The organism is Leptospiraceae bacterium, assembly GCA_016708435.1.
In the GTDB taxonomy this organism is placed as follows: Bacteria; Spirochaetota; Leptospiria; order Leptospirales; family Leptospiraceae; genus UBA2033.
Map to the genome: position 1 here is coordinate 257,040 of JADJFV010000033.1, position 25,323 is coordinate 282,362.

A 25,323-nucleotide genomic window follows, 5' to 3' on the forward strand; every position below is an offset into this window, starting at 1 on the left:
AGGAAATTAGGAATACATAATGCCGATTAGCCAATACATCGAAAATATAAACAAACTCTACAAGACTGGTCATGCGAGAGAGCATTCTTACCGTAGCGACTTACAGGTATTAATCAATACTATCGTTACTGATGTTTTAGTAACAAATGAACCCGCAAGAATTGAATGTGGTGCACCTGATTATATTATTACGAAGAGAGATATTCCAGTTGGTTATATCGAAGCGAAAGATATTGGAGTAGATTTAGAAAGCAAATCACTCAAAGAACAATTTGATAGATACAAAGCTTCTTTGCAGAATTTGATTTTTACGGATTATCTAACGTTTCATCTTTATATCAATGGAGAATTTAAAACAAAAGTCCAGATCGCAGAAATTAAAAATGGAAAAATAATTCCACTGTCCCAAAACTTTTCTATGTTCACTGATCTCATAAAAGATTTCTGTCTATTCGAAGGACAAACAATTAAATCCTCTTCGACGTTAGCCGCTATGATGGCGAAGAAAGCTAGGATGTTAGAAAATATAATTGAAGCAGCTTTACTTTCAGATATTAAAAAAGAAGAAACGAGTTCTCTGAGAGATCAAATGGATGCGTTTCAAAAAATACTAATCCATGATATTAAACCAAAAGAATTTGCAGACATCTATGCCCAGACAATCGCCTACGGAATGTTTGCCGCAAGGTTTCATGATAAGACTTTGGAAACTTTCTCTCGCCAAGAAGCAGCAGAGCTAATTCCCAAATCAAATCCATTTCTAAGAAGTTTATTCAGTTATATCGCAGGTCCCGATATTGATGACCGGATAAAATGGATTGTAGAATCATTAGCCGAAATATTTCGCTCTGCTGATGTTGCCTCTCTATTAAAAGATTTTGGAAAATCCACGCAGACGCAAGACCCAATCATTCATTTCTATGAAACCTTTCTGACTGAGTATGACCCTGCTCTTCGTAAAGCTCGTGGTGTTTGGTATACTCCAAGTCCTGCTGTGAACTTCATTGTGCGTGCGATAGACGATATACTAAAGACTGAATTTGGAATCAGAGAAGGAATTGCAGATAGTTCGATGATTGATATAGAAGTAAAACAACCCGGCGAAAAGAAACCCACAAAGAAAAAAGTCCATCGTGTTCAATTTCTAGACCCTGCAACAGGAACAGGAACATTCATCGCCGAACTCATTCGTCAAGTCTACCAAAAGTTCCAAGGTCAAGAAGGCATCTGGAGTAATTATGTGGAGAATCATCTTATACCGCGACTGCATGGATTCGAACTACTCATGGCATCTTACGCAATGGCACATTTAAAAATCGACATGCTCTTACAAGAGACTGATTTTAAACCCACCAAGAACCAACGCCTGAAAATCTATCTCACCAACTCCCTCGAAGAATACCAAGAAGACGATAGAACCTTATTCGCATTAGCCCGTTGGCTCAGTGAAGAAGCCCAACAAGCAAACGACGTTAAGCGCGATACCCCTGTGATGGTAGTAATGGGTAATCCGCCTTATGCGGTCAGCAGTAGCAATAAAAGCGATTGGATTCAAAACCTAGTGGCTGATTACAAAAAAGATTTGAATGAAAAAAACATTCAACCACTTTCTGATGACTATATCAAGTTCATTCGTTTCGGTCAGCATTTCATTGACAAAACAGGCGAAGGCATATTGGCATATATCTCAAATAACAGTTTCATCGACGGACTCATCCACCGTCAGATGCGAAAACATTTACTAGAAAGCTTCGATAAAATCTACATCCTAGACCTACATGGCAATGCAAAGAAAAAAGAAGTCTCTCCAGATGGCACACCCGACCAAAATGTATTTGATATAATGCAAGGTGTATCCATTAACCTCTTCATCAAAACAAACAAAAAAAAGAAAAAGGAACTCGCCAAAGTATTTCACTACGACCTATTCGGAAAACGAGAATTGAAATATGATTTCTTAAATGAGAATAGTGTTAAAAAGATTGAGTGGAATAATCTGGATTATGCGGAACCTAATTATTATTTTGTGAAGAAAGATTTTGAAGGTGGGAATGAATACGATACAGGCTTTTCCTTAGGAGAATTATTCTTATCATCTAGCACTGGTGTTGAGACAGGTAATGATGAAAAATTTATTCAGTTCAGCCTAGAAGACTTTGGTAAGGAAAATATTGAAAATTCGAATATTAATAAAATAAATAAGATTACATACAGACCTTTTGACATAAGATATTGTTATTACGATAATGATTTATTGCGAAGAGCTGCTTTCAAAAATCTAAAAAACTTCTTACATGAAAACATTGGATTAGCTTTCCCAAGACAGTCAACAAATTTAGAATGGTCTCATATTCAAGTAATTAAAGATTTATTTGATAATAGAGCACATTATAGTAATAAAGGGCGCTCTTTAATTTGCCCTCTCTATCTCTATCCAGATACCGCCAATCCAATGTTAGGCGCGACATCATACAGTAGAGACGCGATTCATCGCGTCTCCACAGAAGAGCCTAATCGCAAACCAAATCTAAATATGGATATCGTAAACGAGATTGCGGGCAAATTGGGATTAACCTTTACAGGGGAAAAAGATGCGACATCATATAGTAAAGACGCGATTAATCGCGTCTCTACGAAGAAATCGTCAATCGAAAATCCGAAATCATTTTCCCCCATCGATCTATTGGATTACATCTACGCGGTATTGCATTCACCATCGTATAGAGAAACATACAAAGAATTTTTAAAGATAGATTTTCCGCGAATACCGTATCCATCCATAACGAACATTTTGGCAATTGGTAAAATTGGGCGGAGAACTCAGACAAATTCATTTATTAGAATCCGATGTGGTTAATACGTATATAACGACGTATCCTGTGGATGGTGATAATGTGGTTGGGAAAATATCATACGTAACGGATATGGCATCGAATAGTAAAGACGCGATGAATCGCGTCTCTACGGAAAAATCGTCAATCGAAAATCCACAATCGTCATTCGGCAATGTCTTTATCAACGACAAACAGTATTTTGCCAATGTTCCCGAAGTAGCATGGAATTTTTATATTGGTGGATACCAGCCAGCACAGAAATGGTTGAAAGACAGAAAAGACCGCGCGCTTGGGTATGAAGATATTTTACATTATCAAAAGATCATTGTAGCATTGACCGAGACGGATAGGATAATGAAAGAGATAGATGAGGTGGAGACATGATACGAGTGTATTTGGATAATTGTTGTTTTAACAGACCATTTGATGATAAAAGTCAAATTCGAGTAAAGCTAGAAGCTGAGGCGAAACTTTATATTCAGGAAGAAATTAGGCTTGGTAAATTGGAGTTAATCTGGTCATATATTTTAGAATACGAAAATGCTTCGAATCCATTTAAAGAAAAAGTGAAGCAAATTTTAGAATGGAAAATTATTGCAATTAAGACAATCGTAGAAAATAGAAAAGTAAAAGAAAATTCTAGTCTATTTATGAAAATAGGAATTAAGAAAAAAGATTCTCTTCATATTGCATGTGCGCTTGAAGGAAAGTGCGATTATTTTATTACGACGGATGATAAAGTATTGCAAAAAGCTAAAAGCATTAAGAATATTGAAATTGTTGATCCAATTCAATTTATTAAGATAATCGGAGAATAGCAATGATTACAGATACAGAATTAAAACTAAAAGCATACGATGTTCTGCGAGAAAAATTAAACCTTGTTGATGTAGAAAGATTTATTTCTATTATTCAGAAAGAAAAATTTGATTATACAAAATGGAGAGAAAATCTTTTTGAAGATATGACTTTGGATGAACTGAGCAACAAGGCAATGAAATACTATAATAAACAAAATCCGCCTGCTAAAAAAACGACTAAGACTAGGAGTATCGGAAAAATAAAATGAGAACAGATAAAGTTTCGATCTTATAGGTTTAAGGTCTTATTCAAGCATTAAGTAGGTGTAACAATCTCCCAAAAAAAACTTCACACAATTACGCAGTTCGACAAATAAAAAGATTTGCTTTGAACACGATTAAAACGATTAGTAAAAATGGAACGCAGCAAAACCCGAAATAATATGCATTGTAGGATTTCTGCGTAGTCAAAGAATTGTATTATGGAAAATTTATCGATCTCGTCCTATTTATCTCTATCGTTTAGTTTTGGGTTATTATCCCTTCTTACACCTTGTGTGTTTCCATTGATTCCTATCACTGTTTCTTATTTTACGAAACGCCAGGAGGCTGAACATGCGAAGCCAGTTTTTGATGCGCTTTTATATTCTCTAGGAATTATTCTTTCGTTTAGTATAGCTGGTTTTTTAATTGCACTTCTTTTTGGTGCAAGCGGATTAAATAGATTAGCCTCAAATCCATATATGAACTTGATTATTGCAGTTGTATTTATATTGTTTGCTTTTAATCTATTTGGAATGTTTGAAATTTTAGTTTCGAGTAGCTTACTCACAAAGCTTTCTAATTTTCAATCCAAGAACAATCTACTGAGTATATGGGTAATGTCTTTTACATTTACACTTACGACTTTTACTTGCACGATGCCATTTATTGGAACGGTGCTTGTGTCTGCTTCGAAGGGGGAATGGTTTTATCCCATACTTGGAATGCTTGGTTATAGCTTTGCTTTCTCGATTCCATTCTTTTTACTTGCTTTGTTTCCTTCTGTCATCAAGAAGCTTCCTCGCTCAGGAAATTGGATGGTATCTTTTAAAATCATCTTAGGCTTTTTAGAATTAGCCGCTGCTCTTAAATTTATAAGCAATGCTGATCTCGTTTTTGGATGGAAGATACTTTCAAGAGAATTCTTTTTAGTTATCTGGGCTTCTCTTTTTATTGGAGCGGCGCTTTATTTATTTGGGTTCTTTTATTTTTCTCATGAGAAGAAAGAGGAGGGGAAATCAGCTCTAAGAATATTTGCTGCTATTTTCTTTCTTTCTGTTTCTCTTAATTTTTTAACAGCTACCAATGGTCGTTCCCTTGGTGAGTTAGATGCCTATTTACCGCCACCGAGTAATCAAATGAGTCATACCAAATTAGTAGAAGAGTTAGTGTGGATGGATAATTTAGAGCTTGCCAAAGCAGAGTCAAATAAATCAGGCAAAAAGATATTTGTAGATTTTACAGGCTATACCTGCACGAACTGTAGATGGATGGAGCAGAATATTTTCCCTGAACCGGAGGTGAAAGAATTACTATCGAGGTATATACTCGTTCGCCTCTATACGGATGGGGAAGAAAAAGTTCACGAAGAAAACCAGAAATACGAAGAAGATAAATTTGGAACGATCGCTCTTCCACTTTACGTAGGAATGGATGCAAATGAAAAAGTCTTAAATCAATTTCTAGGAATGACGCGAGATAAAGAGGAATACAAAAGGTTTTTAAAAGGAATGTTAGAGTAGAGACGTTGCTCGCAACGTCTCTACGTATTTGTTAGAATACAGTGATAATTATTCCAGAAGGAACATCACACTTGCTAAAAAATGCTGACTTTGCTTGGTTCGGAGTTGCTACTTTATTTTGCGTAAAATTGCAATTAGTCGCAGCAATTTGAGAATCCACACATTTAATCAGCGCTTGATACATTTCGACAGAAGTCTGTGCAACGACTGGAGGAGTAGCTGCTGCATCTGCTGCAATGTCTGCCTTGAGATTCCCATCACTACACATTACTGCCGGATTGAATCCTGAGTTAGAACCGATGCACTGATTCATTCTAATTACAGCATTTGCACAATACTTTCTCGCCTCTGAATTTTCTGTAGTCCTATTGAGTAGCGATAACAAAAGTAGGTTATTCTTGTCAGATTGATCTCCTGTTTTACTAGTCTCAGTGCAACCAACGGCTGCAAGGACAATCAATCCAACGCTTATAAACTTAAGAGTTTTATTTAATTTCATTTTTATTCTCCTTTCCTTAGAACTTAGCAACAACGCCAATGATGATGCCGTTCTGACCTTTGACAGCTCTTCCCGCTTGGTCGATGAACTGTGATCCGAGTGCCCAATCTCTTCTTAAGTCAACTTTGATGAGGAGATTTTCTGTAAAGTTATATGTAGGTGTCAAAGTAAATGTTCTAACTTGACCAAGGCTAGATGCTGGTCTTCCTAAGCCTGCAAATTTGGTGTTTGTTAATTCACCGGATGCTGCTTGTAGATCATATCTATCTCGTGGATTAACAAAAGCCATTGGTTGATTTACAGTTAATGATCCACCATAGCGGCTATCGTCAATATTTTCATAACGAGCGGCTACTGCGTATTTTTCGTTGATATTGTATTTTAACCAAATACCGTAGGTATTGTAGATTTTCTTAATGTCTTGTCCTTCTGGACGAAATTTCAAATCAGCACCACCTGTTTCTACGACACCGTTTCTGTTTGAGTCGATGTAGAAGCCGTCGTTAGTATAACCAGCAGCATTTGTAACTGCGTAACCAGATCTTTCGCCAAATGTCCAATCTAATAAAACAGTCAACTTATCAGTTGGGTTGAAAATGAAAGACATGTGGTTAATGAACCAATAATCTCTATTGTTCTTGCTTCTAGGATTCCACTGAGTATTAAGAGGTCCACCTGGTAATAATCCATTCATACCGTCTTGCGAAAGATAGAATTGGGCATCTGCCATTCTTCCTTGAGCAACATCATTTCCGTAAAGTGTGTTCCATACAATTTTGAATTTATCTTTAATTGCATCAAATTTTACTTGAGTTCCAATTGATTTCATTGCATTTGGACCATCAGAGTAAACATGGTTACCGCTAATTGATTGATTTGGGCTAGTTAATAGTCCTGACTGAGGAGCGGCTCCGACTGTCGCAGCGTTTGCACCTGTTGGTGTAGTTCCACTGTATCCAAATTGTTGACCATTAGCTGTAAATCCAGTTCCTTGAGCACTATTGTATAAATAGAGACCAGCAGCTAATTTATCAGATAAAGTAAGAGTTGCTCTAGCACCTGTGTGGATAAAAGGGATTGTGTTAAAGAATATATACCCTATGGTGTAGTTCATATTGTCCTTAGAGTCCAATACCTCATTACCAATATGAGTTGCCATTTTACCAGCATCAATTACAAGTCCTTTTGCAACAGGAAAGTAAAGAGAAACATAGGCTTGCTGAACCATTTGCATATTGTAGATTGCATTAGAGGATTGATATGGTCTTTCTTGATACATATTATTTTGACCATTTTGCATATCTAATCTAAATCCCCATGGGGTTTCTTTTTCTGGAAGTTTTTCCACCGAAAGTTTCACCGCATTCACTGCAAACTGCTTGTTGTAAGTGTGAAATGTTCCAGTCGTATCTTGAGTTGAGCCTTGTCTGTTATTTGCAGTGTAGTTATAATACACATCTACATACCCAGAAAAATTTACCTTGTCATACCATTTAGCTTCCGCGGGCTTAGGATCAGAACCTTTTGGGGTAATGGTCTGAGCTGAAATTCCCACAGTTGAAAAGATGAGTAGGCATAAAAGAATATTTTTTGTCTTCATCGTTTTATATCTCCTGCCTATCTTAGTGCAAGATGTGTGCCATAGTTTATTTTTTAAACAAAAGGCAATTATTCTTGATCAGGAAATAACTTTCTTACAAGTATCTCGCTATAAAAAGCATCTAGCTATAGAAAACTTAAGCATGTAGTAAATACTTATTTTGGAAAAAATTGTATTAATTATAAAAAATGCGTATAAATTGAGCAAATTAACCTTTCTACCTTACTTTGGGTGTCAAATAGTCCGCCATTTTTGAAGAGAGCCAATGTAAATGCCTTGGTGAGAATTGGAAACGAAATGGTTGTGTATACTCAATTTCCTAGGAACTTCTTTTTTGATTGCTTTGCCTTGCTTTTTAAAAGGCAAAAAAGGAATAGAAAAGCAACATGAAAGCAAGATGATTATATTCCTGCCTATTCCTTTGCATACGTTGACTGCATTCGAAAGCCATGCTACTATGCAATATTTGTAAGGAATCTGCACTTATCTAACTTTTTTACTTGATTGAAAAAAGGGATAGAAATTAATCAATAGGAAAAATTAAAGATATTGAAAAAAAAAGACTGTCATAGGTTTTATAAAATACGCAAACAAGAATGGTTTAGTATTTCATGCAGAGCCTAAAAAGTGTTTTCAATAAAGACGAAGCAAACGACATAACAAATATAAATTGTATCCTTTTAGCATTTTGTCGTGCGGAATGTCAAAATGCAAAAACCAATTTAGTTTGAATACCAGTTTAAAATTATGTAAGGAGATTATATGAGGGTGAAAATGATAAAAATATGTACTTTATTGCTTATTTCGGCAATAGTATCATCAGGATGTTCTATTTTTCAAAAGGAAGACGATGACAGTAAGTTCAACATGGTTGCCATTGCTGCATTAGCTGTAAATGCAACTAAACCGTTGACAGGCTCGTCAAGAGATATATATACTGGATTTGCAGATATTCCAGCTAGTATTTATCAAACAAGCACAAGTTCAACTTCGGCTTCTATTCAAGCAGAAACCAGAACTCTAGCAACAACGGATTACAAGTTCGTAGGATCTAGCCATTCTGTATCTAGCGTGTATGATTTAGTTAGAACCACTGCAAAAACAACGAGAGATATAACGAAATCTATCGGAGACTTAGTCTCTACATTGGAAGCAATTCCTGTTTCTACGACTTCTACTACTGCATTGACTGGAACTCGCACATGGAATGGTGTTCAAGCGAAATACCAATACCAGGCTAGCACAGTTTTGACAGGTGGAAAAAAGTTAGAAGTGTGGTACAATGGTGATGCCCCTCAATCAACAAATAAGGCAATCGAGTTAAACTATTTAGGAAGCTCGTCGTCTGGAAGTATTACAGGATTTGTTTTCCTACGTTTCCTTACTTCTGCTACAGCAACTACAATGTCAAAGGCATATATTAAGTTTGATTATAATTCTACTACCAAAACAAGAACTATGGTAGTTATCCTTCAAGGCATTGGAACACTCTTTACTGACAATGCACATTTCTTTGTGCAAGAAGTAGACGGAGTTACCACTATGGACGGAACTTATACTGTTAAAGATTACAATGCAAATGCTGTTGCTGGAACCGCAACCGGTGTAACTGCAAGTGCTAGAGCGTATGCTTTTTCTGCCATAGGAAATTCCAGTAAAGGGATAGTAAGAGCTGCTTTCCCACTTACAACTGACACAACAGTGGATCTTTATTCAAATACATCGATTGCGAGCACAGGTGCGGTTGGCGTTCCTGGATTAGCCAATATTGGACAAGTGTGGACAAATTTTGTTTTAGCCAATACTACTACTGTCTCTACCGTAAATGCAATTGGTGGTGTATGTGGATCTACTTTTATCACTTCCACATCAGCTACTGGTGGAAATCCAACGTCATTTACTGGCGTAACAACGGTTGGGATTTTAAAAACTTGTTTGGATTCAATCATTGCTTCGGGACAAACAACTTCAGCATCCATTGCTAGTGGTGTAAAGAATTTATACTATCTTACAAATATCAGAAATCCAGCTTATTATAATTTATCTGGATCGACAGCAACTCTATATGGTGTAGAAAGCTTAGAGGCGTCTGATACCAATAAAACTGAGTTTGACACACTAGAAAATAATACTGCATTTTTAAAGTATGTTAGAACAACATCTAACACTACCTACCCGGCTAGTTTTGACGCAGTAAACGTTGCTGCTCTCAATCTATTTACCGGAGCAGGCGTTCCTTCTGGAACTAGTGCGACTAACCTAACAAATCTAAATGCTAGATGGGGAGATGGAAATAGCACAGGAACAGCTTCTACTGCAACAGCAGGCTCAAATTTCATCAACGGAAGCTCTGATAACACTGCTCCAACAACTATTCCATAATTTTTGATTTTCGGTTTCTCTTCTTTTATAATGGAAGAGAGAAGAATGCAAAGCCTCTTCCCGTAAAGGAAGAGGTTTTTTTTTGCTTTCACAATTTTTCAGCGTTTTAAATCACTTTATTTCTTGTCTAAAAAATTATCCTTGAAAAACTGGTTTTATCAATGCTGCCTTAGCTCAATTGGTAGAGTAGCTGATTTGTAATCAGCCGGTTGGGGGTTCGATTCCCTTAGGCAGCTTGATAGTTTGTTTTTTTCGGCTGGTTTTTATCCCTAAGAATAATCACTACCAACCTTATTTATTTCAACCATGGGCAGATACTCAAGTGGTCAACGAGATCAGACTGTAAATCTGCTGGCTCCGCCTTCGGAGGTTCGAATCCTCCTCTGCCCACCATCTTATTATTTCAATTTACGAATATACAATACTTTTTCTACACGGGCAATGACTTCGCCTGATTCCGATTTTACTTCACAGTGAAATATTTTATTCATTTTGCCTTTAGAGTTTACTTCTTGTTTAATGCTATTTAGTTCTTCTTCGTTTACTTCGAAAGTAGCCAATACTGTTCCAGTGCCAGGTTTCACAAAATCAATCTTAGCCGCTTTGTCCCAAACAATGTATTTCTCTCCTAGGTTTTCCATCAATATAAACATATAAAATGGATCTGCCATAGCATAAAGAGATCCCCCGAAATGGGAATACACAAAGTTGCGGTTATACAGTCTTAGCTTCATACGAACATCAAATCGTCTAAAGTCATTTGATATTTTTGTTACTTTGATTCCAGCTCCCAAGTAAGGAATGTAGCAGTTTACTAACAACCTAAAATAGGTTGTTTTAAAAATTGGAGGAAGCCAGCGTTTCTTTTGTTGTAGTGATATTTTTTTCATAGGGAAATCCCCCTTAATCCCCCTTTGCGAAAGGGGGTGTTGTGGTTTACAGAATTCTTTTTTAGTAATTGGACTAATAGTAAGTATCTGCTATTTAAACTAAAAGTCCCTCTACACGAAAACCCCCTTTTGCAAAGGGGGCAAGGGGGATTTTAGTCCTTGTATCTCTCAACCATTAAGGCACCTGCGATTCCACCGTGAGCACATGCGGTTAACAATACTTTGTTTACGGATGGATCATTCTTCATATCCATTACAGCATTTGCTATTAGACGAATGCCTGTTGCTCCGAATGGATGTCCAATGGAAATAGAGCCACCATAGGTATTGATTTTCTTTTCATCAAAGCTTTTTTCCCAATCCCATCCTGTTTGGTTTTTGATTTCCTCTAAAGCACCAACGGCTGTAGCTGCAAATGCTTCATGAATTTCAACTGTATCTACATCCTGTATTTTCATGTTCATATCTTGGAGTAAACCGAGAGTAGCCGCAGCTTGTCCAAGTCCCATTTCATTTGGATGAACCCCTTTCATTTTCCAGCCTGTTAATACTGCGCTGATTTCAAGACCGAGTTCTTTTGCTTTTTCTACAGTAGTTACAATTACACCGGCTGCTCCATCAGAGCGGGGGCTAGCATTGAATATGCTCACAGTAGGAGCATGTGATTTTTTTAAATCCTTTGCATACTTAGCCTGGAATTCTGTGAATTTCATTTGTGGGTTATCGAACATGAGCATAGCTCTTCCCATACGATCGGGATTTTCGACTAGACCTTTTCTAAGTAGAACCGCTTCGTCCGCCTTCATTATATTACCCTCATCATCAGCGATAGGAATTAGGTAAGGATCATAAAGTCCTGCTTCGGTTGCTTCTAGTGCTCGCTTAAAACTTTGAAAGGCTACTTTATCGTTAACCGCACGAGAGAGTGCGTAGTTTTGCGAAACGATCTCGGCAGTGACTTGCATACCGTAACTAGTTTCTCCATCTCCTAAACCATCTTCGAGAGTATCACGAACTTCTACTCCTTCTGGCAGTATAGATTCCGCTAATGCTTTTTTTAATTTGTCAAGGCTAGCGGTTTTCTTGTTTATCCGTGCATTCTTTACTACGAATGGCATTGAGGTTTGAGACTCTTCTCCAATAGCAAGAAAGAGTTCTCCTTCTCCAAGTAGAATGCGACGGGCAGATTCTACAACAGATTCCATACCGGATACGCAGTTGTTAGCCACTGTTAAGCAAGGAATTTCATTTGGAAGTCCTATCAGGTTTGCAATTACGCGTGCTGAATTAGGTGCATTGGCAAAACCTTCTCCAACGACAACGCCGTCAATTTTGTTTAATGGCAGCTTGGTTTTAGAAATAATATCTTCTGCCACAATTTTTCCTAAATGATGCGCTGAGTATTTAGAAAGGGACTTTCCGATTTGCGCAAACGGAATTCTTCTGGGACTACAAAGTGCTATTTGTTTAGGTGATTTCATATAAATCCTCGATTAGACTAATTGGTCTAAGACTATCGTAAAATATTAGACTAATTTGTCTAATATTTTTTTTAAAGACAAATTTCGCCCTATTTTTAAACTAGGAATTTCCAATTAGGAAATTCCTTATGGCAAAGAAAACTATTTCCAAAGATGAGAATCCAAAAGAGCGCATTTTAGATACTGCTTCTAAATTATTTTATTTGCAGGGTTATAGTAATACTGGCATCAATCAAATTCTAGAAGAATCCAAAACTTTCAAACTAAGCTTTTATAATTACTTTACTTCCAAAGAAAATCTGGGAATCGAATATATCAAAATTCGAGAAACTGAATTTTTAGCATTCATGGATAGACTTATGAAAAGTCATCCCACCTATGAATCCTTTGTTCGAACCTGGATTCGTTTCTTACGCGCCGAAATTAAAAATCAAAAATATCATGGCTGCCCTTTTATCAATATTACCCTACAAACTTTTGGCAAAGAAGAAGTCTTTAAACCTCATATCAAATCTATGATTGGTAAATGGAAAAAGTCGATTACTAATTTTTTAATTCGCTCTCAAACTGCTACGAAGCCGAAAGCCGAAAAAATGGCTGTCCTTATCATTCAAATCTTCGAAGGCTCTGTCCAACTCTATATGGCTACGGATAATATCGATTATATCCATGACTTAGAAGAAAATCTCGTATCTCTGGGTGAGAAATAAAATGGTCAATACAGTCACCTCGAACAGCTTTATCGTTCCCCCCCTTCGCTCCAAGTATTCCCGACCAATGCCTGCGCAAGGTCTATCTAGCTTAAAACTATTGTTCGATTGCCAGATAGATTTCTCACGCCGCCCCATTTGCTTAGTCGCAAATCCATCCGTCAAGCAGTGTTCGAAATGACCGGAGTAGGTATGCGCTATTTTAAATTCTTATTTCTATTCTTACTACTTTCTTTTTCCAATTGCGCTTCCTTTCAAAACTATTTATCCAATAGAGCATTAGATTTTAAAGATATACTAACGTTAGGCGGTGAAGTAAATATATATGGCGGCAGCTTTTGGTTATGGTGTTTTGGGGGTGGGGCACAAATTGGTCAATTTGGAGATGGCTATGGAATGCGAAATGGTTACGTTGGTTACTATCGCACGGGAGGGCGTGAAAAATTAGGCGATTTAAAAATGGGCAATTCATTCTTTTTAATGAATAGCCAGGAGCACCTCCCAGAAGCTTATCATACTAAGCGATCAATGAATAAAGTTTATACACATGCTAATTTTTTATTTCTTCTCCCTGCCAATTTACAAGGTCGTCGAGGTAATCCGCCAACTTATAGATTACCTATGTTATGTAAGGCACCACTTACTATTGAAGCCTCTTACGGATTTGGGATTGGGGGAAGAATTGGGTTTAATATTGCTGAATTTTTTGACTTCCTTTTAGGATTTACAACTTTTGATATAATGGAAGATGATGAACCGTTGAAGCTAGAAGTAGAGACAGAGGGGGAAGAAGAATGAATGAATTTTGGCAAGTCAATGCAAAGAGTTTGAACAAAGAAAAGCTTTACAGAATTGATTGTAAGAGAAGTATTAATCTCAGGTTCTATTTTTGTCAAGGTGATGCAGTATGTATGAGATAAATGATCTATTGGAAGCAAAATTATACGATTCAAAAGAAGAACTCTTGAACGATGCAATTCGACACTTATTTATTTACAAACCAGATTTAAAATTACGACTTGCCATCTACAAATATAAATCTGGGAAAATTAGTCTAGCTAAAGCTGCTATACTTGCTGGATTTACTTGGATGGAAATGAAAGAGGTATTACTCGAAAAAGGAATCCAACCATTACTTGGTCCGGAATCAATTGAGGATATAAAGCTAGAAGTAGAAAATCTAAATACTTTTTTTGAATCCAAGCCTTGAAAGTTATTTCCAATACAACTGTAATTTCTAATTTCTCTGAAATCAATCGCATCGATTTATTAGAAAAACTCTTTGAAGATGTTTATATTACCTCTTCGGTTTACGAAGAAATAATAGCAGGTATTGAAACTGGTTATGACTTTTATAAAACTTTATTGGTTCACATTCCAACTCAATCAAAGAAGGGCTTTATTCATTTAATTGAGCTCAGCGATGATGAACTCTTGAAATTAGTCGAATTGCCGACCTCTTTGCATAAAGGAGAATGTAGTTCCATAATCATAGCGCAAAATAGGCAGTATCTATTCCTAACTGATGATCGGTTGGCAAGAAACTATTGCAAAAAAAATAACATAAATTTTTCAGGGACTATCGGCTGTTTAATATTATCCATTCAAAAGAAAATTATCGACTTAACGACTGCAAATGAAATTCTAAATAAGATGATTCAGAATGGATTTTATTCTCCTGTTCGAAAACTCGATGATTTTATCTGAGAGCCTAATCAATAAAATGAAGGAGACTGAAGATGAATGAATTTTGGCAAGTCAATGCAAAGAAGTCAGTGGCTGTGGTTTGTATTTTACTTTTTAATTTTGTGTTCTTTCATTTTTTTAAGTATAACAACCATTTACCGGATCCAAGTTTTAAAAGAACTAAGAATGCAATCTGGCTAGGACATAAATGGGTGGGAGAACGGTTAGAAGATTCAGACTATTCTTTATTATGCGCTAAACTAAGGACTGGAAGGATGACGGATGTATTTGCCCATGTAGGTCCCTTAGATGAACAGGGAAATATTGAATACAAGAAATACCATTATGCAAAAGAATTTCTAGTGCAAGTAAAAGCCTGTGATCCTGAAATTCATATCCAAGCCTGGATTGGACAAGTAGAATTAAAAGGAGGCGGGGTATTAGATATTAGCCAGACAGCAATACGAACCTCTATCATCGAGACTGCTGATATTTTATTACAACTTGGATTTGATGGAATTCATTATAATATAGAGCCTATTTTTTCAGGAGATGAGGCTATTCTTGATTTGCTGCAAAAGACTCATTTAATCACAAAAGCAAATGGAAAAATTCTATCTATCGCAAGTGATGAGATTGAACCATTTCCCTTTGCGGATAAACTAATTAGGATATTTGCTAGACGGGCAGGATTTTGGACTAAGGACTATTATCTGCAAGTCGCAAATCATGTAGATCAGATTGCAGTGATGATGTATGATACAGCTATTCCTTTTGCCTGGTTCTATGGTTATGTAGTGAAGTGGCAAGTAGAAAAAATAACAACACTCCTCGACGGCAAAGTATTGTTATTCTTTGGTGTTCCCACTTACGAAGAAGAGCGTTGGAGCTTTCATGCAAATGCAGAGAATATGTTTTCAGGAATAAGAGGAATTTCTATGGGGATTGAAGAAATTCCTCTCAATATTTTGCAAGATAAATTTGGTATAGCCATTTATTCAGAATGGACTACTGATGATGCAGAATGGAAAACTTTTAAGACAGACTGGTTACTTAGCTATTAGCCGAATTGAACAATCTTTTAACTATTTATTATCCTCAGCGGTTAATACACGAAAGCCGCTATCCATGAAAGTTGGAATCGATTTGTCTACCTTGTTCATCTCTTCCTCGGTCAGATTGAGCATAGAGAAATGTAATTTTAAAACTACATCGTCTAGTCTTTGTCTGACACTCCAATAATTATCACTCTTCACCTTTACTCCCTTTGCATCTACTTCAATAAAATAAGCTAAGATTTTACTCACTGAATTCGCGATTAACCGCGTGCCTTGTAGTTTAATTCCAATTCTTGATTCTATTCGGTTCTTTAATTCATTCAGGAACTTCTCTTGGTCTATCTTATTACTACTTCATTCCGTTGTGATTGATGCAATTAAATTCTTACTGTGAGAGTTTAATTGAATAATGGAATTATCCGTATACTTCACAATCCAATCCTCCGAATAGGGGAGAACAAAGATAAACCGCTCTCTATTTCCCGAAACAGAAATAATACCTTTGTCCTTATCGGATTGAATTGAAATATCAGAATCTTTTACATTTTCTCCTGTGAAAGATTCAACTTGTTTTACAAGTTTGTATTCATTGTTTCTGCTATCAAAGGAACAATGAATATAAAAGGAAAATAATATGTAGAGAAAGAAGATTCTAGTGGTCATTGCCGCTATTTTACTTAATACCAATTTCATTTAAGAACCCAATGATTTCAGTGTGAAGCAAAGGAGTATTCTCCGGTGCGCGAATATCTCCCGCCATCACATGATCTTTTACCTGGCTAAGATTACGTAACTTTTTTTGCTTAGAGCCGAGCAATGCAAACTTCTTAACAATTTCATCTGGATCGATTACCTTATCTTGCTCGGTATATAAATAAAGAGAAGGGACAGTTATTTTTTCTAACGGTATATCCTGGACATACTCAATTAGAGTCATTAAAGGAGTTAATGCTTCCCAACGATAACGATGTGTCCAATACTTTGCTACCTTCTCATTATGTGGCTCCCAATATCTTTCTTTTCCATATACTAATTTTGCAAAACCAACTCCAGCAGGATAAAGAAACATCTTTGTCATTTTGCTATTTGTATAAAAGTTTGGTGAAATAAAAATAAGTGCAGTAATGTCTTTTTGGTATTGTTCTTTACTTGCTAACCAAACGGCTAAGGTGCAACCAGTAGAAGAGCCAATGATGATTACTTTTTTTCCGATCTTCTTTCCTATTTCTAATGCTTCTACTGTATCGCTTAACCAGTCGTTTGCGCTAGCTTGCGAAAATGCATCTAGTGTTTGTGCGTGACCAGTTAGTCTTGTATAAAATATATTTGCTTTTAAGTCCTTTGCTACTAAGTCGGGAAGAGGAAGCATCTCAGGTCTAGATGCACTGTATCCGTGGAGGTAGACAACAGAGTATTCTGTTTGCTCTTGTTTGCCATTAGCCCAAAAGATTTTTTTCTCTGCTCCATCGACTACGTTTCCTAATTTGGATTCTGAGTTTGCAAGATAAGAATCCAATTCATTGACGGATGCGGTAATGGAAACTGGATTTACTTTTTCTTCCAGTCTATAGCGGGTAATGGGTAACGAGATAACGAAAACGCCTACTAGAGAAGCGATTGTTAGAAGTATCTTTTTTTTCATGTAAAGTCCTTGTAGAGTAAACTTGGTTGTATGCCACTATTCGCTTGGTATTTTCCTGATTTGTATTCGGTGATTTCTCCTTCTACTGTATGATAGAAGATTTGACAGATTTGCACATTGGGATAAATGACTAGCGGATGAATCACAGAAATTTCTAGAGTCCAAAATCCTTTGAAGCCAACATCCCCAAATCCAGCCGTAACATGCACATACATTCCAAGACGACCAATGGAAGATCTACCTTCTAACATTGGAACAAGATTAAATGTTTCTGTATACTCCAATGTTCTACCTAGGTAAAGAATTCCCGGTTTAAGCAAGTATCCTTCTTCTGGAATGATAATTTTTTCTGAGGGATTTGGTTTTTTCATGTCTAGCGGCATATTGGTATATACCAGTAGCTCATTGTGAAGACGGAGGTTGTAAGAATTGGGGTTTAGAAGATTTTCATCGTATGGTTTAATGTTTATATCTGTTCCAAGTTTTTTAGCGATTTCTTTTCCTGTGAGTATCAATTTATTCTCCAATAAAATTAGGTTTTCTTTTTTCTTTGAAAGCGGCGAGCGCCTCATTTCTATCTTTTGTTTTTAGGGTTTGTAAATAACAGGCTCTTTCTATATCCAGTGCTAGATTTAAGTCTTGACCATTTCCATTTTTGATTGCCTTCTTTGCCATTCGCACAGCTACAGGAGCAGACGAAGCAATTTCTTCTGCAAGGGAAGATTTCAAAGAACTAATTTCCGCTCTATTCGATATAGAATTTACAATTCCATATTGAAGAGCTTTTTCTGCATCTATTCTACGAGCCGTAAATACCAATTCCATTGAGCGGCTAACTCCAATTAAACGAGAAAGCCGTTGTGTTCCGCCTGCACCCGGAATAATACCAAGCTTTGTTTCTGTAAGACCAATCTTTGCTTCCTTCGCCATTATCCGTAAATCACAAGAGAGAGCAATTTCTAGTCCTCCCCCGTAAGCGTCTCCGTTTAGAATCGTGATAGTAGGAAAGGGCAAGTTTTCCAAGAAAGTGCAAGTATATCTGAATTGATCTAGAAAATGAATGACGTCTCTTTCTGTCATGCTTGCTCTCTCTTTTAAATCAGCCCCTGCACAAAAAACTTTCTCTCCTGCTCCTTCTAAAAATAGGGCTCGTATAGAAGCGTTAGTCGAAATCTCTTGGAGATGTTTTAAGAAAGAAGAAAGCAATTCTCGACTTACCGCATTACTCGATTCAGGTCGATTGAGGGTAATAGTCGCTATATGGTTTTCGATTGTTAATAGTGTTGTCATTGAAATTAATTTAAGTAAGTAAAACTCGATAAATTTTGGCAAGAGAAAAAGATTTTTAATTACTCACCTTACATTATCATTTCTTCACAAAAGAAATGATTGAGTTTAGGTGAGTGACCAGCGTGCCCAGCGCTGAGAATGGGGGTTACACCTAACGGTGGGTTCGCTGCCGCGGGCTATTGATTATTAGGTTTATCTAATAATCTTCGTTTCATTAAAACATCCATTATTCTATTCGTTCGCGTAAGGTAAGTTAATCCTTCTCTAATAGAAGCAGGGTTTCGAAATAGGGGGTGCGTGGAAAAAAGTCGGCGAGGGTTGCTTTCTTTAATGTATAGCTAGGTAAAAACTTTTTTAGGTCTTGGATTAGGCTTATATAATTACAGCTTGAATAGAGAATGAATTGGGGTTTGTGAATTTGTATCTGTTCAAGAATTAAATTTCCAAGTCCATTGCGGGGCGGATTTAGAATCCAAATGGGTCGGCTTAAATGCTTTGTTGAAATTTTTTCCTGGTATAGATTTCGCGTAAAGAATTCGAGGTTAGTGGCGAGATTCTTTTTTGCATTTTCCTTTGCATACAAAACAGCATTGGATTCTAGTTCATATCCAATGAGAGTCTTGCATTTAGAAGAGAGAAATATACTAATTAGCCCCGAACCACAAAAAAATTCCAGTATATCTAGATTATCCGCAGGTAAGAACTCAATGATTTCCTTGAGCCAGCCTTCTATCAAGTAGCGGTTAATCTGAAAAAATCCATCAGCAGGAACTTGAATCTTTTTGTTATCTATCGTAAATACAGAATCCATTTTCCCATAATCAAATACTTTGTCGGTAAATCGTAATTTGCCCTCTTTCTCTGAATTCGGCTTATACTCTTTGATAGATTCATTTAATTTATCCGGTAAATTTAAACAACCCGTTTGCGGAAATTCTACTAGATCGTTGGAGCCATTTTTAAAAAAACCTTTCTTTTGGTTTTGAATTTTAAACTGAACATTATTGCGATACTTTACTTCGCTTCCCTGAATGACTGAGAGTGCAGAATGAGTAATAGGTGTTTGCGGAAACTTATGATTAAACTCATTTAAGAAAAGATTCTTCTTAATGTCGATTTCTTTTGCGTAAGGAATATGGCGAAATGTGCATCCACCGCATAATAAGAATTTATCGCAATCGGAGGAAACTCTGTCACTAGAAGGCTCAAGCACAGAGATTACTTTTACTTGCTTAAATTTTTTAGTGATACTAACAGCTTCACATTCTACTAACTCACCCGGAATTGCTCCTGCTATAAAGTAGGTTTCCTCGTTTAGATAGCCTAGACAGAATCCATTATTGACCCATTTCTCTGCGCGAAGGGTTACTTTCAATTTATCTCTATCTCCGCAATACAAGTCTTTTCGTCTTTGTTATGCACTGATTTGTCTTTGATAAACAAAGTGATTAAGTAAATATTGTCAGGAAAATGAGTCGAATCCTCTAGAGCGAATAACTTAGATATGTCTACCTTTTGGGAATTAGAATTTTGAAAATCCAATTCGAAAGAAGTAATCTTTGTATCTTTCGGAAGTCTGAGTTCTTTGTCTATATTGATTGCTTCTCGTAGGAACACATCGACTTGTAAATGATTGGGACTTCGCAGTGGGGTGTAATTTTCTTTTACCAAGCAGGAATAGAAATTGAGAAAATGAAATTCTTTTTTTTGAAACTTTTCCTTTTCATATACATGAGTCAAGGTAAGTTCTAATTCTAAATCATAGTCAGGATGAATGGAATTTTGCTCTTTGATCCAAAAACTAGTTTTGTCTTTATCCGTTAGATATTTGATTTGAGAAAGTTTGTTCTTGCGATAGGATTTTGTGAAGTCTTCCATTCTAAACGGAGGTGACTTCGAATAGCTTTTGATTTTTTTTTCAGTATTCAAATAGATATAGGCATTGAGTCCAATTAAAGATAGGAATATTAGAACGAAAATAGATTTAGTCATAAGTAATGATGTCATTTAATTAGAAGGGATGGGAGGAATCAATGAAAATTGCGATTGTAGGTGGATCTGGTTTTATCGGTAGAAATTTAGCTAAAGCATTGCATAGCGCAGGCGAAGAAGTAATTATTTTTTCTAGAAAAAATTCTTTGCCCCAAGAATTAATGGGTCTAGCAAATATTCATTTAGTCTCCACTTCTAAACCAAGTGCAAAGGACTTGGAGGGAATTGATGCCTTAGTAAATCTTGCAGGCGAATCGGTTGTAGGCGAAAAGTGGTCTGATAAGCGAAAAGAAGCTCTTAGAACTTCTCGTGTAGATTTTACTAGAAGCATTGTAGAAGAATTGGCAAAGGTAAAAGTAAAGCCCAAAGTTCTTTTGCAAGGCTCTGCCATTGGGTTTTATGGAATGCATGAAACAGGAAAACCAGTCTTCTCAGAAGATGCAAAATCGGGAGAGGACTTTCTCGCCAAGCTTTGTGTCGATTGGGAAGAAGAAGCAAATCGCGCAAAAGATTTTGGCGTTCGCACAGTGCTAATCCGAACAGGAATTGTTCTTTCGCCGGAGAGTGGAGCCATGCAGCAAATGCTTCTTCCGTTTAAAATGTTTGTTGGTGGACCACTGGGTAATGGCAAACAGTATATGAGTTGGATTCACCTTGCCGATATGATTGGAGCGATTCAGTTCTTGCTTGCCAATCCCAAAGCTGAGGGAGCATTTAATTTTACAGCTCCGAATCCATGCTCGAATGAAGAATTTTCTACTGTGCTTGGCAAAGTAATGGGAAGACCTTCCTTTATGCGAGTGCCTAGTTTTCCTCTGATCGCATTGTATGGGGAAGGCGCAGAGGTAATTCTGAAAGGTCAGAACGTGATTCCTGCTAAACTCGCTGCATTTGGTTATCAATTTCAATTCTCTGAGTTAAAAAATGCTTTGGAAGATTTGTTAAAATGAAAGTTAATTTTACAAAGAATGAAATTTTCCTTTTCAGGAGACTACAAGCTAAAAAACTAATTTTTATAAAGGAGTATCTCGAATGAAAAAAAATGTTTATCAATTAATTTTCTTAACTGTTATTCTTTCCCTCGTATTAAATTGCGGAAAGAAAGAAGAAAAAGAAGAAGTTGCGGCACCAGAAGTTAAACCGGCTGCTACATTAGATCCAGAAGTTGCTAAAGGAAAGGAAGCATTTGACATCAACTGTTCTTCTTGCCACGGCGCAACTGGTGCAGGCGATGGAGTTGCGGCAGCATCTCTCAACCCAAAACCTAGAAATTACAAAGCACCAGCTAGCGAATGGAAAAATGGAAACACAGAAGCAGGCGTGTTAAAAACCCTCAATGAGGGAATCAAAGGCAGTCCAATGGTTGCTTACAAGCACCTAGGCGATGATACTTTGAAATCACTTGCAAAATACGTAGTTCATTTAACCAAAAATTAATTAGCTTTCGGTAAAAGAGGAGTGCAGATTGCACTTCTCTTCTACTAAATTCTCTAAACTTTATTAGGAAAATGTCTTGACTTAGAAAATTTCCTCTATTTATTATTAACTCTATGGTAGATGAATTCAAAATACATGTAGATTATGACAACGGTGTCATTCCAATCATTCACATCGCAGGCGAAATAACCTCAGAAGCAGACGAAGAAATAGTTAATTGCTATGCGTCTATTCCTGCCCCTAAAAAAAGTAGAGTTCTTATCGATTTTTCAAAAACCGCCTACATCAACTCTGCAGGCATTGCAACCTTAATTAGCTTAATTACCAAAGCATCCGAGAACCAAGGAAAGATTGAATTTTCTGGACTTAATTCTCATTTCCGAAAAGTTATGGACATCGTTGGTCTTACAGACTTCGTATTAATCCACGACAATATAGAACAAGCCCTCAAATAAAGAATTTCGGAAGCTACTATGTGCAACAAAAAGACACCTAGTAGTTATGCTTTCCTTTTATCTTATTCTCACGTAGGACTGACCTAAGAGCTGATTGCTTTTCTTTTTCCCCCAAAAATCGATGAAACTTTTGTCTTTTGCTCTAATAAGAGTGCTACCTAAAAGTTAGAAATTCGTAATTATTCATTTTAGACCTTCAGAGAGAAATGAACCGAGTATTCGATTCCTTTTTTGAAACTTGGGATAGCCCAAAGCCGGGGATGAGTTCTTCTTTTTCTCCAACTCTCGATATTTCCGAGAACGAAAAAGAATACACTATTAATGTGGAGCTACCGGGCATGGACGAAAAGGACGTAGAGGTTTCTTGCACCGATGATTCTCTTACTATTTCCGGTGTGAAAAAAAATGAAACCGAAGATAAAAAGGGAAATTATCATTATCTCGAAAGATCCTATGGCTCCTTTAAGCGAGTAATCCCTCTTGGCGATAATATTGATAAAACCAAGATTACAGCCAATTTCAAAAAGGAGTCCTATCATAAAAAACAGCAGTATATTTCTAAACAGCAAAAAATCCCTATTCAAACCGAAGTCATTTCCAGAAGTCGGATGAAAGTCCGCTGAATATAAATTATCCTCGCTTTCTTTCCTCGCTTTGTGCAAATAATATTCCGATTAGAAATGGAATGAATGGTAACAGTAGTTTTTTTTTCTGTAGTAAGTGACAAAACCTACCATAAAAAAGGCAGCAGTCAAAAAGCAAACAATCGCAATAAATAGAAGGCTAATATAAATTAGCTGTTGCAAATAATAATTTGGGGAAGTAACAGTAGTTTTTGATTCTGTATAAGTGACACTACTCGCATCATTAGAAATAGAAATTGTTTCTGTAATAGTAGAAATACTTTCTGATGAAAGAATTAGCTTTTGGTCTTGTGCCAATGCATCTTTTACATATACATTTACTAGCCAACCAAGAAGGACAACAGGGATGAGACTCAGATAAAAATATTGAGCGTTCTTGTAGGTTAGAACAAAATCAAAAAAACCGTGACCTATGACGACTATTAACAGAGATACAATGCTTGCAAAGACTATAGACTTATTTTGAAATCTAGATTTGGCTAACCAGTATCCTATAATGGCGCCCTCGAATATATGGGAGGGCACAGATAAAAATGCACGGAGCATTCCAACGGCTAATCCATGTTGCATTACATAGAAAATATTCTCGAATGTGGCAAATCCACTACTAACCGCTACTCCATAAACAATTCCATCCATTACTTCGTCAAAGTAAACACTCCGATACGAATAGAATCGTATTACGATGAACTTACACAATTCTTCTGTAAGTGCAATGATAAAAAAATTCTCGATGATCATGCCGACTAACGTATCTTTTCCGGGTAATTCAATGCTTGTCTCAATCATGCCGGCAGGAATTACAGTAGCCGCTCCCCAGAAAAAAGATTTCCAAATTACAACCCAGGGCTCTTTCTTATAAATGTCTTTAGAGTAATAACGATAGATTAAGAATATTCCCGGAGCAATTGATACAGCGAATAATAGTAGGTATTCCATTGGATAAAAATGAAATGGTAAGGCTTTAAGGTCAAGTAAAAAGAACTCGGGGATGACAAATAGAATTTATTGCGTTAATTTCAATCTATGAAAGAATTGTAAGGAAGAGGTTTTTAATGAAGAAAACAATTTTATTTTTACTCGCGTTCATTTCTGTCGGTGTATCGGCAGCAGATTTTACAGTTACTAGTGCCACAATCAAAAATGGTAGCACATTAACTAACAAACATGTATTCAATGGTTTTGGTTGCACAGGAGAAAATGTTTCTCCAGCACTCAAATGGGAAAATGCTCCTGCAGGAACAAAGAGCTTTGCAGTAACTATTTATGATCCAGATGCTCCAACTGGAAGTGGATGGTGGCATTGGACGTTAGTCAACATACCTGCTACAGTTACAGAATTAAAAGAAGGTGCTAGCTCTAAAGCACTTCCAAAAGGCGCTGTAGAAGGAAGAACTGACTTCGGCAAACCGGGATTTGGCGGTGCATGTCCTCCACAAGGTGACAAGCCACACAAATACATCATCACTGTCTACGCTCTTAAAACAGACAAGCTAGATGTAAACGGAGAAGCATCCGGTGCATTAGTTGGGTATAACATCGGTTTTGCGACACTCGCAAAAGCAAGCATCACAGCAACATTCAGTCGTCCTGCTGCAAAATAAATTTTTTATTCTTTGTAGAGACAGGTTTCAAACCTGTCTTTACTCCTTTAAAATACTTGCAAATAATTTGAATTTAGAATAGATTGAGTCAAAGGAGTTCTATTATGAATAATGCGTATATTTTAACTGGCTTTATGAAAGACAAATTCACAATTCAATTAGATGAAGCATTTAGTTTGCCAGAAAGCCGAGTAAGAATTATCATAGAACCGATAAGTAAAGAAGTTAATAAGAGTCAGTTTGTTTCTGCTTTAGAAAAAATTCGAAAAAGACAGGCGAAGCGAAAATTTATTCCTACTCCTAAAAGCGATGCCATTAATTTTTATTTAAGCGAAAGAGATTCTTGGGGATAATCATGAAAATCTACTTGGCTACTAATTCCGCGCGAATTATGGGTTTAAAACTCCAGACTCCATTCATCTTGCTTCTGCAAAAATAAATCAATGCGATATATTTTTGACCTTCGATGATAGACTAAAGAATTATAAAGATATCAAAGTTGAAATGCTTGAATAGAAAAAGTTATAAAAAAATA

At 36.6% G+C, this 25,323-nt stretch carries 28 protein-coding genes, 2 tRNA genes and 1 pseudogene; 19 read left to right on the forward strand and 12 right to left on the reverse strand.

Features of this window, described 5'->3' with window-relative positions; translation table 11 throughout:
- The first annotated feature begins 19 nt into the window (after positions 1 to 19).
- From IPH52_21955 to IPH52_21970, 4 genes and pseudogenes are all read left to right on the forward strand, one after another.
- Positions 20 to 3,218 (forward strand): annotated as a pseudogene (locus tag IPH52_21955) (N-6 DNA methylase).
- Entirely contained in the window at positions 3,218 to 3,652 is a 435-nt protein-coding gene (locus tag IPH52_21960; GenBank protein ID MBK7057665.1) for a PIN domain protein, read from the forward strand. Before IPH52_21955 ends, IPH52_21960 begins: the two are co-directional and overlap by 1 nt.
- Before the next feature lie 2 nt (positions 3,653 to 3,654).
- Positions 3,655 to 3,903 (forward strand): hypothetical protein, encoded by a 249-nt coding sequence (locus tag IPH52_21965; GenBank protein ID MBK7057666.1) that lies wholly within the window; start codon positions 3,655 to 3,657, stop codon positions 3,901 to 3,903.
- A 213-nt stretch (positions 3,904 to 4,116) separates the two neighbouring features.
- A complete protein-coding gene (locus IPH52_21970; protein ID MBK7057667.1) occupies positions 4,117 to 5,418 on the forward strand; it encodes a thioredoxin family protein in 1,302 nt (433 codons plus the stop codon).
- A gap of 31 nt (positions 5,419 to 5,449) precedes the next feature.
- Here the strand turns inward: IPH52_21970 and IPH52_21975 are convergent, their stop codons facing one another.
- Together IPH52_21975 and IPH52_21980 are read right to left on the reverse strand one after the other, a co-directional pair.
- Positions 5,450 to 5,917, reverse strand: a complete 468-nt coding sequence (locus tag IPH52_21975; GenBank protein MBK7057668.1) for a hypothetical protein — start codon at positions 5,915 to 5,917, stop codon at positions 5,450 to 5,452.
- A gap of 16 nt (positions 5,918 to 5,933) precedes the next feature.
- On the reverse strand, positions 5,934 to 7,517 hold the full coding sequence (locus IPH52_21980; protein MBK7057669.1) for a porin: 1,584 nt from the start codon (positions 7,515 to 7,517) through the stop codon (positions 5,934 to 5,936).
- A 774-nt stretch (positions 7,518 to 8,291) separates the two neighbouring features.
- On the opposite strand from IPH52_21980, the gene IPH52_21985 reads away from it, so the two are divergent.
- From IPH52_21985 to IPH52_21995, 3 genes are all read left to right on the forward strand, one after another.
- A complete protein-coding gene (locus tag IPH52_21985; GenBank protein MBK7057670.1) occupies positions 8,292 to 9,899 on the forward strand; it encodes a hypothetical protein in 1,608 nt (535 codons plus the stop codon).
- A gap of 163 nt (positions 9,900 to 10,062) precedes the next feature.
- Positions 10,063 to 10,135 (forward strand) — tRNA-Thr (locus IPH52_21990).
- A gap of 72 nt (positions 10,136 to 10,207) precedes the next feature.
- Positions 10,208 to 10,292, forward strand: a tRNA-Tyr gene (locus tag IPH52_21995).
- Positions 10,293 to 10,297: 5 nt separating this feature from the next.
- On the opposite strand, the gene IPH52_22000 is transcribed toward IPH52_21995, so the two are convergent.
- Both IPH52_22000 and IPH52_22005 read right to left on the reverse strand, forming a co-directional pair.
- The gene (locus IPH52_22000; protein ID MBK7057671.1) at positions 10,298 to 10,789 is read right to left on the reverse strand and encodes a YiiD C-terminal domain-containing protein; all 492 of its coding nucleotides are present in this window, start codon (positions 10,787 to 10,789) and stop codon (positions 10,298 to 10,300) included.
- A gap of 152 nt (positions 10,790 to 10,941) precedes the next feature.
- The gene (locus IPH52_22005; protein ID MBK7057672.1) at positions 10,942 to 12,270 is read right to left on the reverse strand and encodes a thiolase family protein; all 1,329 of its coding nucleotides are present in this window, start codon (positions 12,268 to 12,270) and stop codon (positions 10,942 to 10,944) included.
- Positions 12,271 to 12,398: 128 nt separating this feature from the next.
- Here IPH52_22005 and IPH52_22010 point away from each other — a divergent pair, with 128 nt between their 5' ends.
- The 5 genes from IPH52_22010 to IPH52_22030 all read left to right on the forward strand — a co-directional run bounded on the left by IPH52_22010 (position 12,399) and on the right by IPH52_22030 (position 15,730).
- A complete protein-coding gene (locus IPH52_22010) occupies positions 12,399 to 12,980 on the forward strand; it encodes a TetR/AcrR family transcriptional regulator (GenBank protein ID MBK7057673.1) in 582 nt (193 codons plus the stop codon).
- 108 nt (positions 12,981 to 13,088) lie between these two features.
- Positions 13,089 to 13,778: a hypothetical protein gene (locus IPH52_22015; GenBank protein ID MBK7057674.1), complete on the forward strand. Its 690-nt coding sequence runs from the start codon at positions 13,089 to 13,091 to the stop codon at positions 13,776 to 13,778.
- Positions 13,779 to 13,887: 109 nt separating this feature from the next.
- Complete coding sequence (locus tag IPH52_22020; protein ID MBK7057675.1) at positions 13,888 to 14,190, forward strand: UPF0175 family protein; 303 nt, start codon at positions 13,888 to 13,890, stop codon at positions 14,188 to 14,190.
- Positions 14,187 to 14,687: a DUF3368 domain-containing protein gene (locus IPH52_22025; GenBank protein MBK7057676.1), complete on the forward strand. Its 501-nt coding sequence runs from the start codon at positions 14,187 to 14,189 to the stop codon at positions 14,685 to 14,687. The genes IPH52_22020 and IPH52_22025 overlap by 4 nt, the downstream gene beginning before the upstream one ends.
- 32 nt (positions 14,688 to 14,719) lie before the next feature.
- A complete protein-coding gene (locus IPH52_22030) occupies positions 14,720 to 15,730 on the forward strand; it encodes a hypothetical protein (protein ID MBK7057677.1) in 1,011 nt (336 codons plus the stop codon).
- A 21-nt stretch (positions 15,731 to 15,751) separates the two neighbouring features.
- Here IPH52_22030 and IPH52_22035 read toward each other — a convergent pair whose 3' ends face one another.
- The 7 genes from IPH52_22035 to IPH52_22065 all read right to left on the reverse strand — a co-directional run bounded on the left by IPH52_22035 (position 15,752) and on the right by IPH52_22065 (position 20,648).
- Complete coding sequence (locus tag IPH52_22035) at positions 15,752 to 15,973, reverse strand: hypothetical protein (protein MBK7057678.1); 222 nt, start codon at positions 15,971 to 15,973, stop codon at positions 15,752 to 15,754.
- 105 nt (positions 15,974 to 16,078) lie between these two features.
- Complete coding sequence (locus tag IPH52_22040; GenBank protein MBK7057679.1) at positions 16,079 to 16,417, reverse strand: hypothetical protein; 339 nt, start codon at positions 16,415 to 16,417, stop codon at positions 16,079 to 16,081.
- A complete protein-coding gene (locus tag IPH52_22045; protein ID MBK7057680.1) occupies positions 16,398 to 17,366 on the reverse strand; it encodes an alpha/beta hydrolase in 969 nt (322 codons plus the stop codon). Before IPH52_22045 ends, IPH52_22040 begins: the two co-directional genes overlap by 20 nt.
- A complete protein-coding gene (locus IPH52_22050) occupies positions 17,363 to 17,881 on the reverse strand; it encodes a dCTP deaminase (protein MBK7057681.1) in 519 nt (172 codons plus the stop codon). The genes IPH52_22045 and IPH52_22050 overlap by 4 nt, the downstream gene beginning before the upstream one ends.
- Before the next feature lies 1 nt (position 17,882).
- Positions 17,883 to 18,656 carry an enoyl-CoA hydratase/isomerase family protein gene (locus IPH52_22055; GenBank protein MBK7057682.1) on the reverse strand — a complete coding sequence of 258 codons (774 nt, stop codon included), beginning with the start codon at positions 18,654 to 18,656 and terminating at the stop codon, positions 17,883 to 17,885.
- Between the two features lie 253 nt (positions 18,657 to 18,909).
- Positions 18,910 to 20,031, reverse strand: coding sequence for a class I SAM-dependent RNA methyltransferase (locus IPH52_22060; GenBank protein MBK7057683.1), 1,122 nt, complete (start codon positions 20,029 to 20,031; stop codon positions 18,910 to 18,912).
- On the reverse strand, positions 20,028 to 20,648 hold the full coding sequence (locus IPH52_22065; GenBank protein ID MBK7057684.1) for a hypothetical protein: 621 nt from the start codon (positions 20,646 to 20,648) through the stop codon (positions 20,028 to 20,030). The genes IPH52_22060 and IPH52_22065 overlap by 4 nt, the downstream gene beginning before the upstream one ends.
- Before the next feature lie 41 nt (positions 20,649 to 20,689).
- Between IPH52_22065 and IPH52_22070 the strand changes: the two genes are divergently transcribed.
- The 4 genes from IPH52_22070 (at position 20,690) to IPH52_22085 (ending at position 23,163) form a co-directional block, all read left to right on the forward strand.
- Complete coding sequence (locus IPH52_22070; GenBank protein MBK7057685.1) at positions 20,690 to 21,598, forward strand: TIGR01777 family protein; 909 nt, start codon at positions 20,690 to 20,692, stop codon at positions 21,596 to 21,598.
- Positions 21,599 to 21,680: 82 nt separating this feature from the next.
- Positions 21,681 to 22,085 (forward strand): cytochrome c, encoded by a 405-nt coding sequence (locus IPH52_22075; GenBank protein MBK7057686.1) that lies wholly within the window; start codon positions 21,681 to 21,683, stop codon positions 22,083 to 22,085.
- A 113-nt stretch (positions 22,086 to 22,198) separates the two neighbouring features.
- Positions 22,199 to 22,540 (forward strand): STAS domain-containing protein, encoded by a 342-nt coding sequence (locus tag IPH52_22080; GenBank protein ID MBK7057687.1) that lies wholly within the window; start codon positions 22,199 to 22,201, stop codon positions 22,538 to 22,540.
- Positions 22,541 to 22,746: 206 nt separating this feature from the next.
- Complete coding sequence (locus tag IPH52_22085) at positions 22,747 to 23,163, forward strand: Hsp20/alpha crystallin family protein (protein ID MBK7057688.1); 417 nt, start codon at positions 22,747 to 22,749, stop codon at positions 23,161 to 23,163.
- A 51-nt stretch (positions 23,164 to 23,214) separates the two neighbouring features.
- Here IPH52_22085 and IPH52_22090 read toward each other — a convergent pair whose 3' ends face one another.
- Positions 23,215 to 24,123 (reverse strand): PrsW family intramembrane metalloprotease, encoded by a 909-nt coding sequence (locus tag IPH52_22090; GenBank protein ID MBK7057689.1) that lies wholly within the window; start codon positions 24,121 to 24,123, stop codon positions 23,215 to 23,217.
- 116 nt (positions 24,124 to 24,239) lie between these two features.
- On the opposite strand from IPH52_22090, the gene IPH52_22095 reads away from it, so the two are divergent.
- The 3 genes from IPH52_22095 to IPH52_22105 all read left to right on the forward strand — a co-directional run bounded on the left by IPH52_22095 (position 24,240) and on the right by IPH52_22105 (position 25,304).
- The gene (locus tag IPH52_22095; protein ID MBK7057690.1) at positions 24,240 to 24,788 is read left to right on the forward strand and encodes a YbhB/YbcL family Raf kinase inhibitor-like protein; all 549 of its coding nucleotides are present in this window, start codon (positions 24,240 to 24,242) and stop codon (positions 24,786 to 24,788) included.
- 104 nt (positions 24,789 to 24,892) lie between these two features.
- Positions 24,893 to 25,141 (forward strand): hypothetical protein, encoded by a 249-nt coding sequence (locus tag IPH52_22100; protein MBK7057691.1) that lies wholly within the window; start codon positions 24,893 to 24,895, stop codon positions 25,139 to 25,141.
- A 61-nt stretch (positions 25,142 to 25,202) separates the two neighbouring features.
- A complete protein-coding gene (locus IPH52_22105; GenBank protein MBK7057692.1) occupies positions 25,203 to 25,304 on the forward strand; it encodes a hypothetical protein in 102 nt (33 codons plus the stop codon).
- The last annotated feature ends 19 nt before the right edge of the window (positions 25,305 to 25,323 follow it).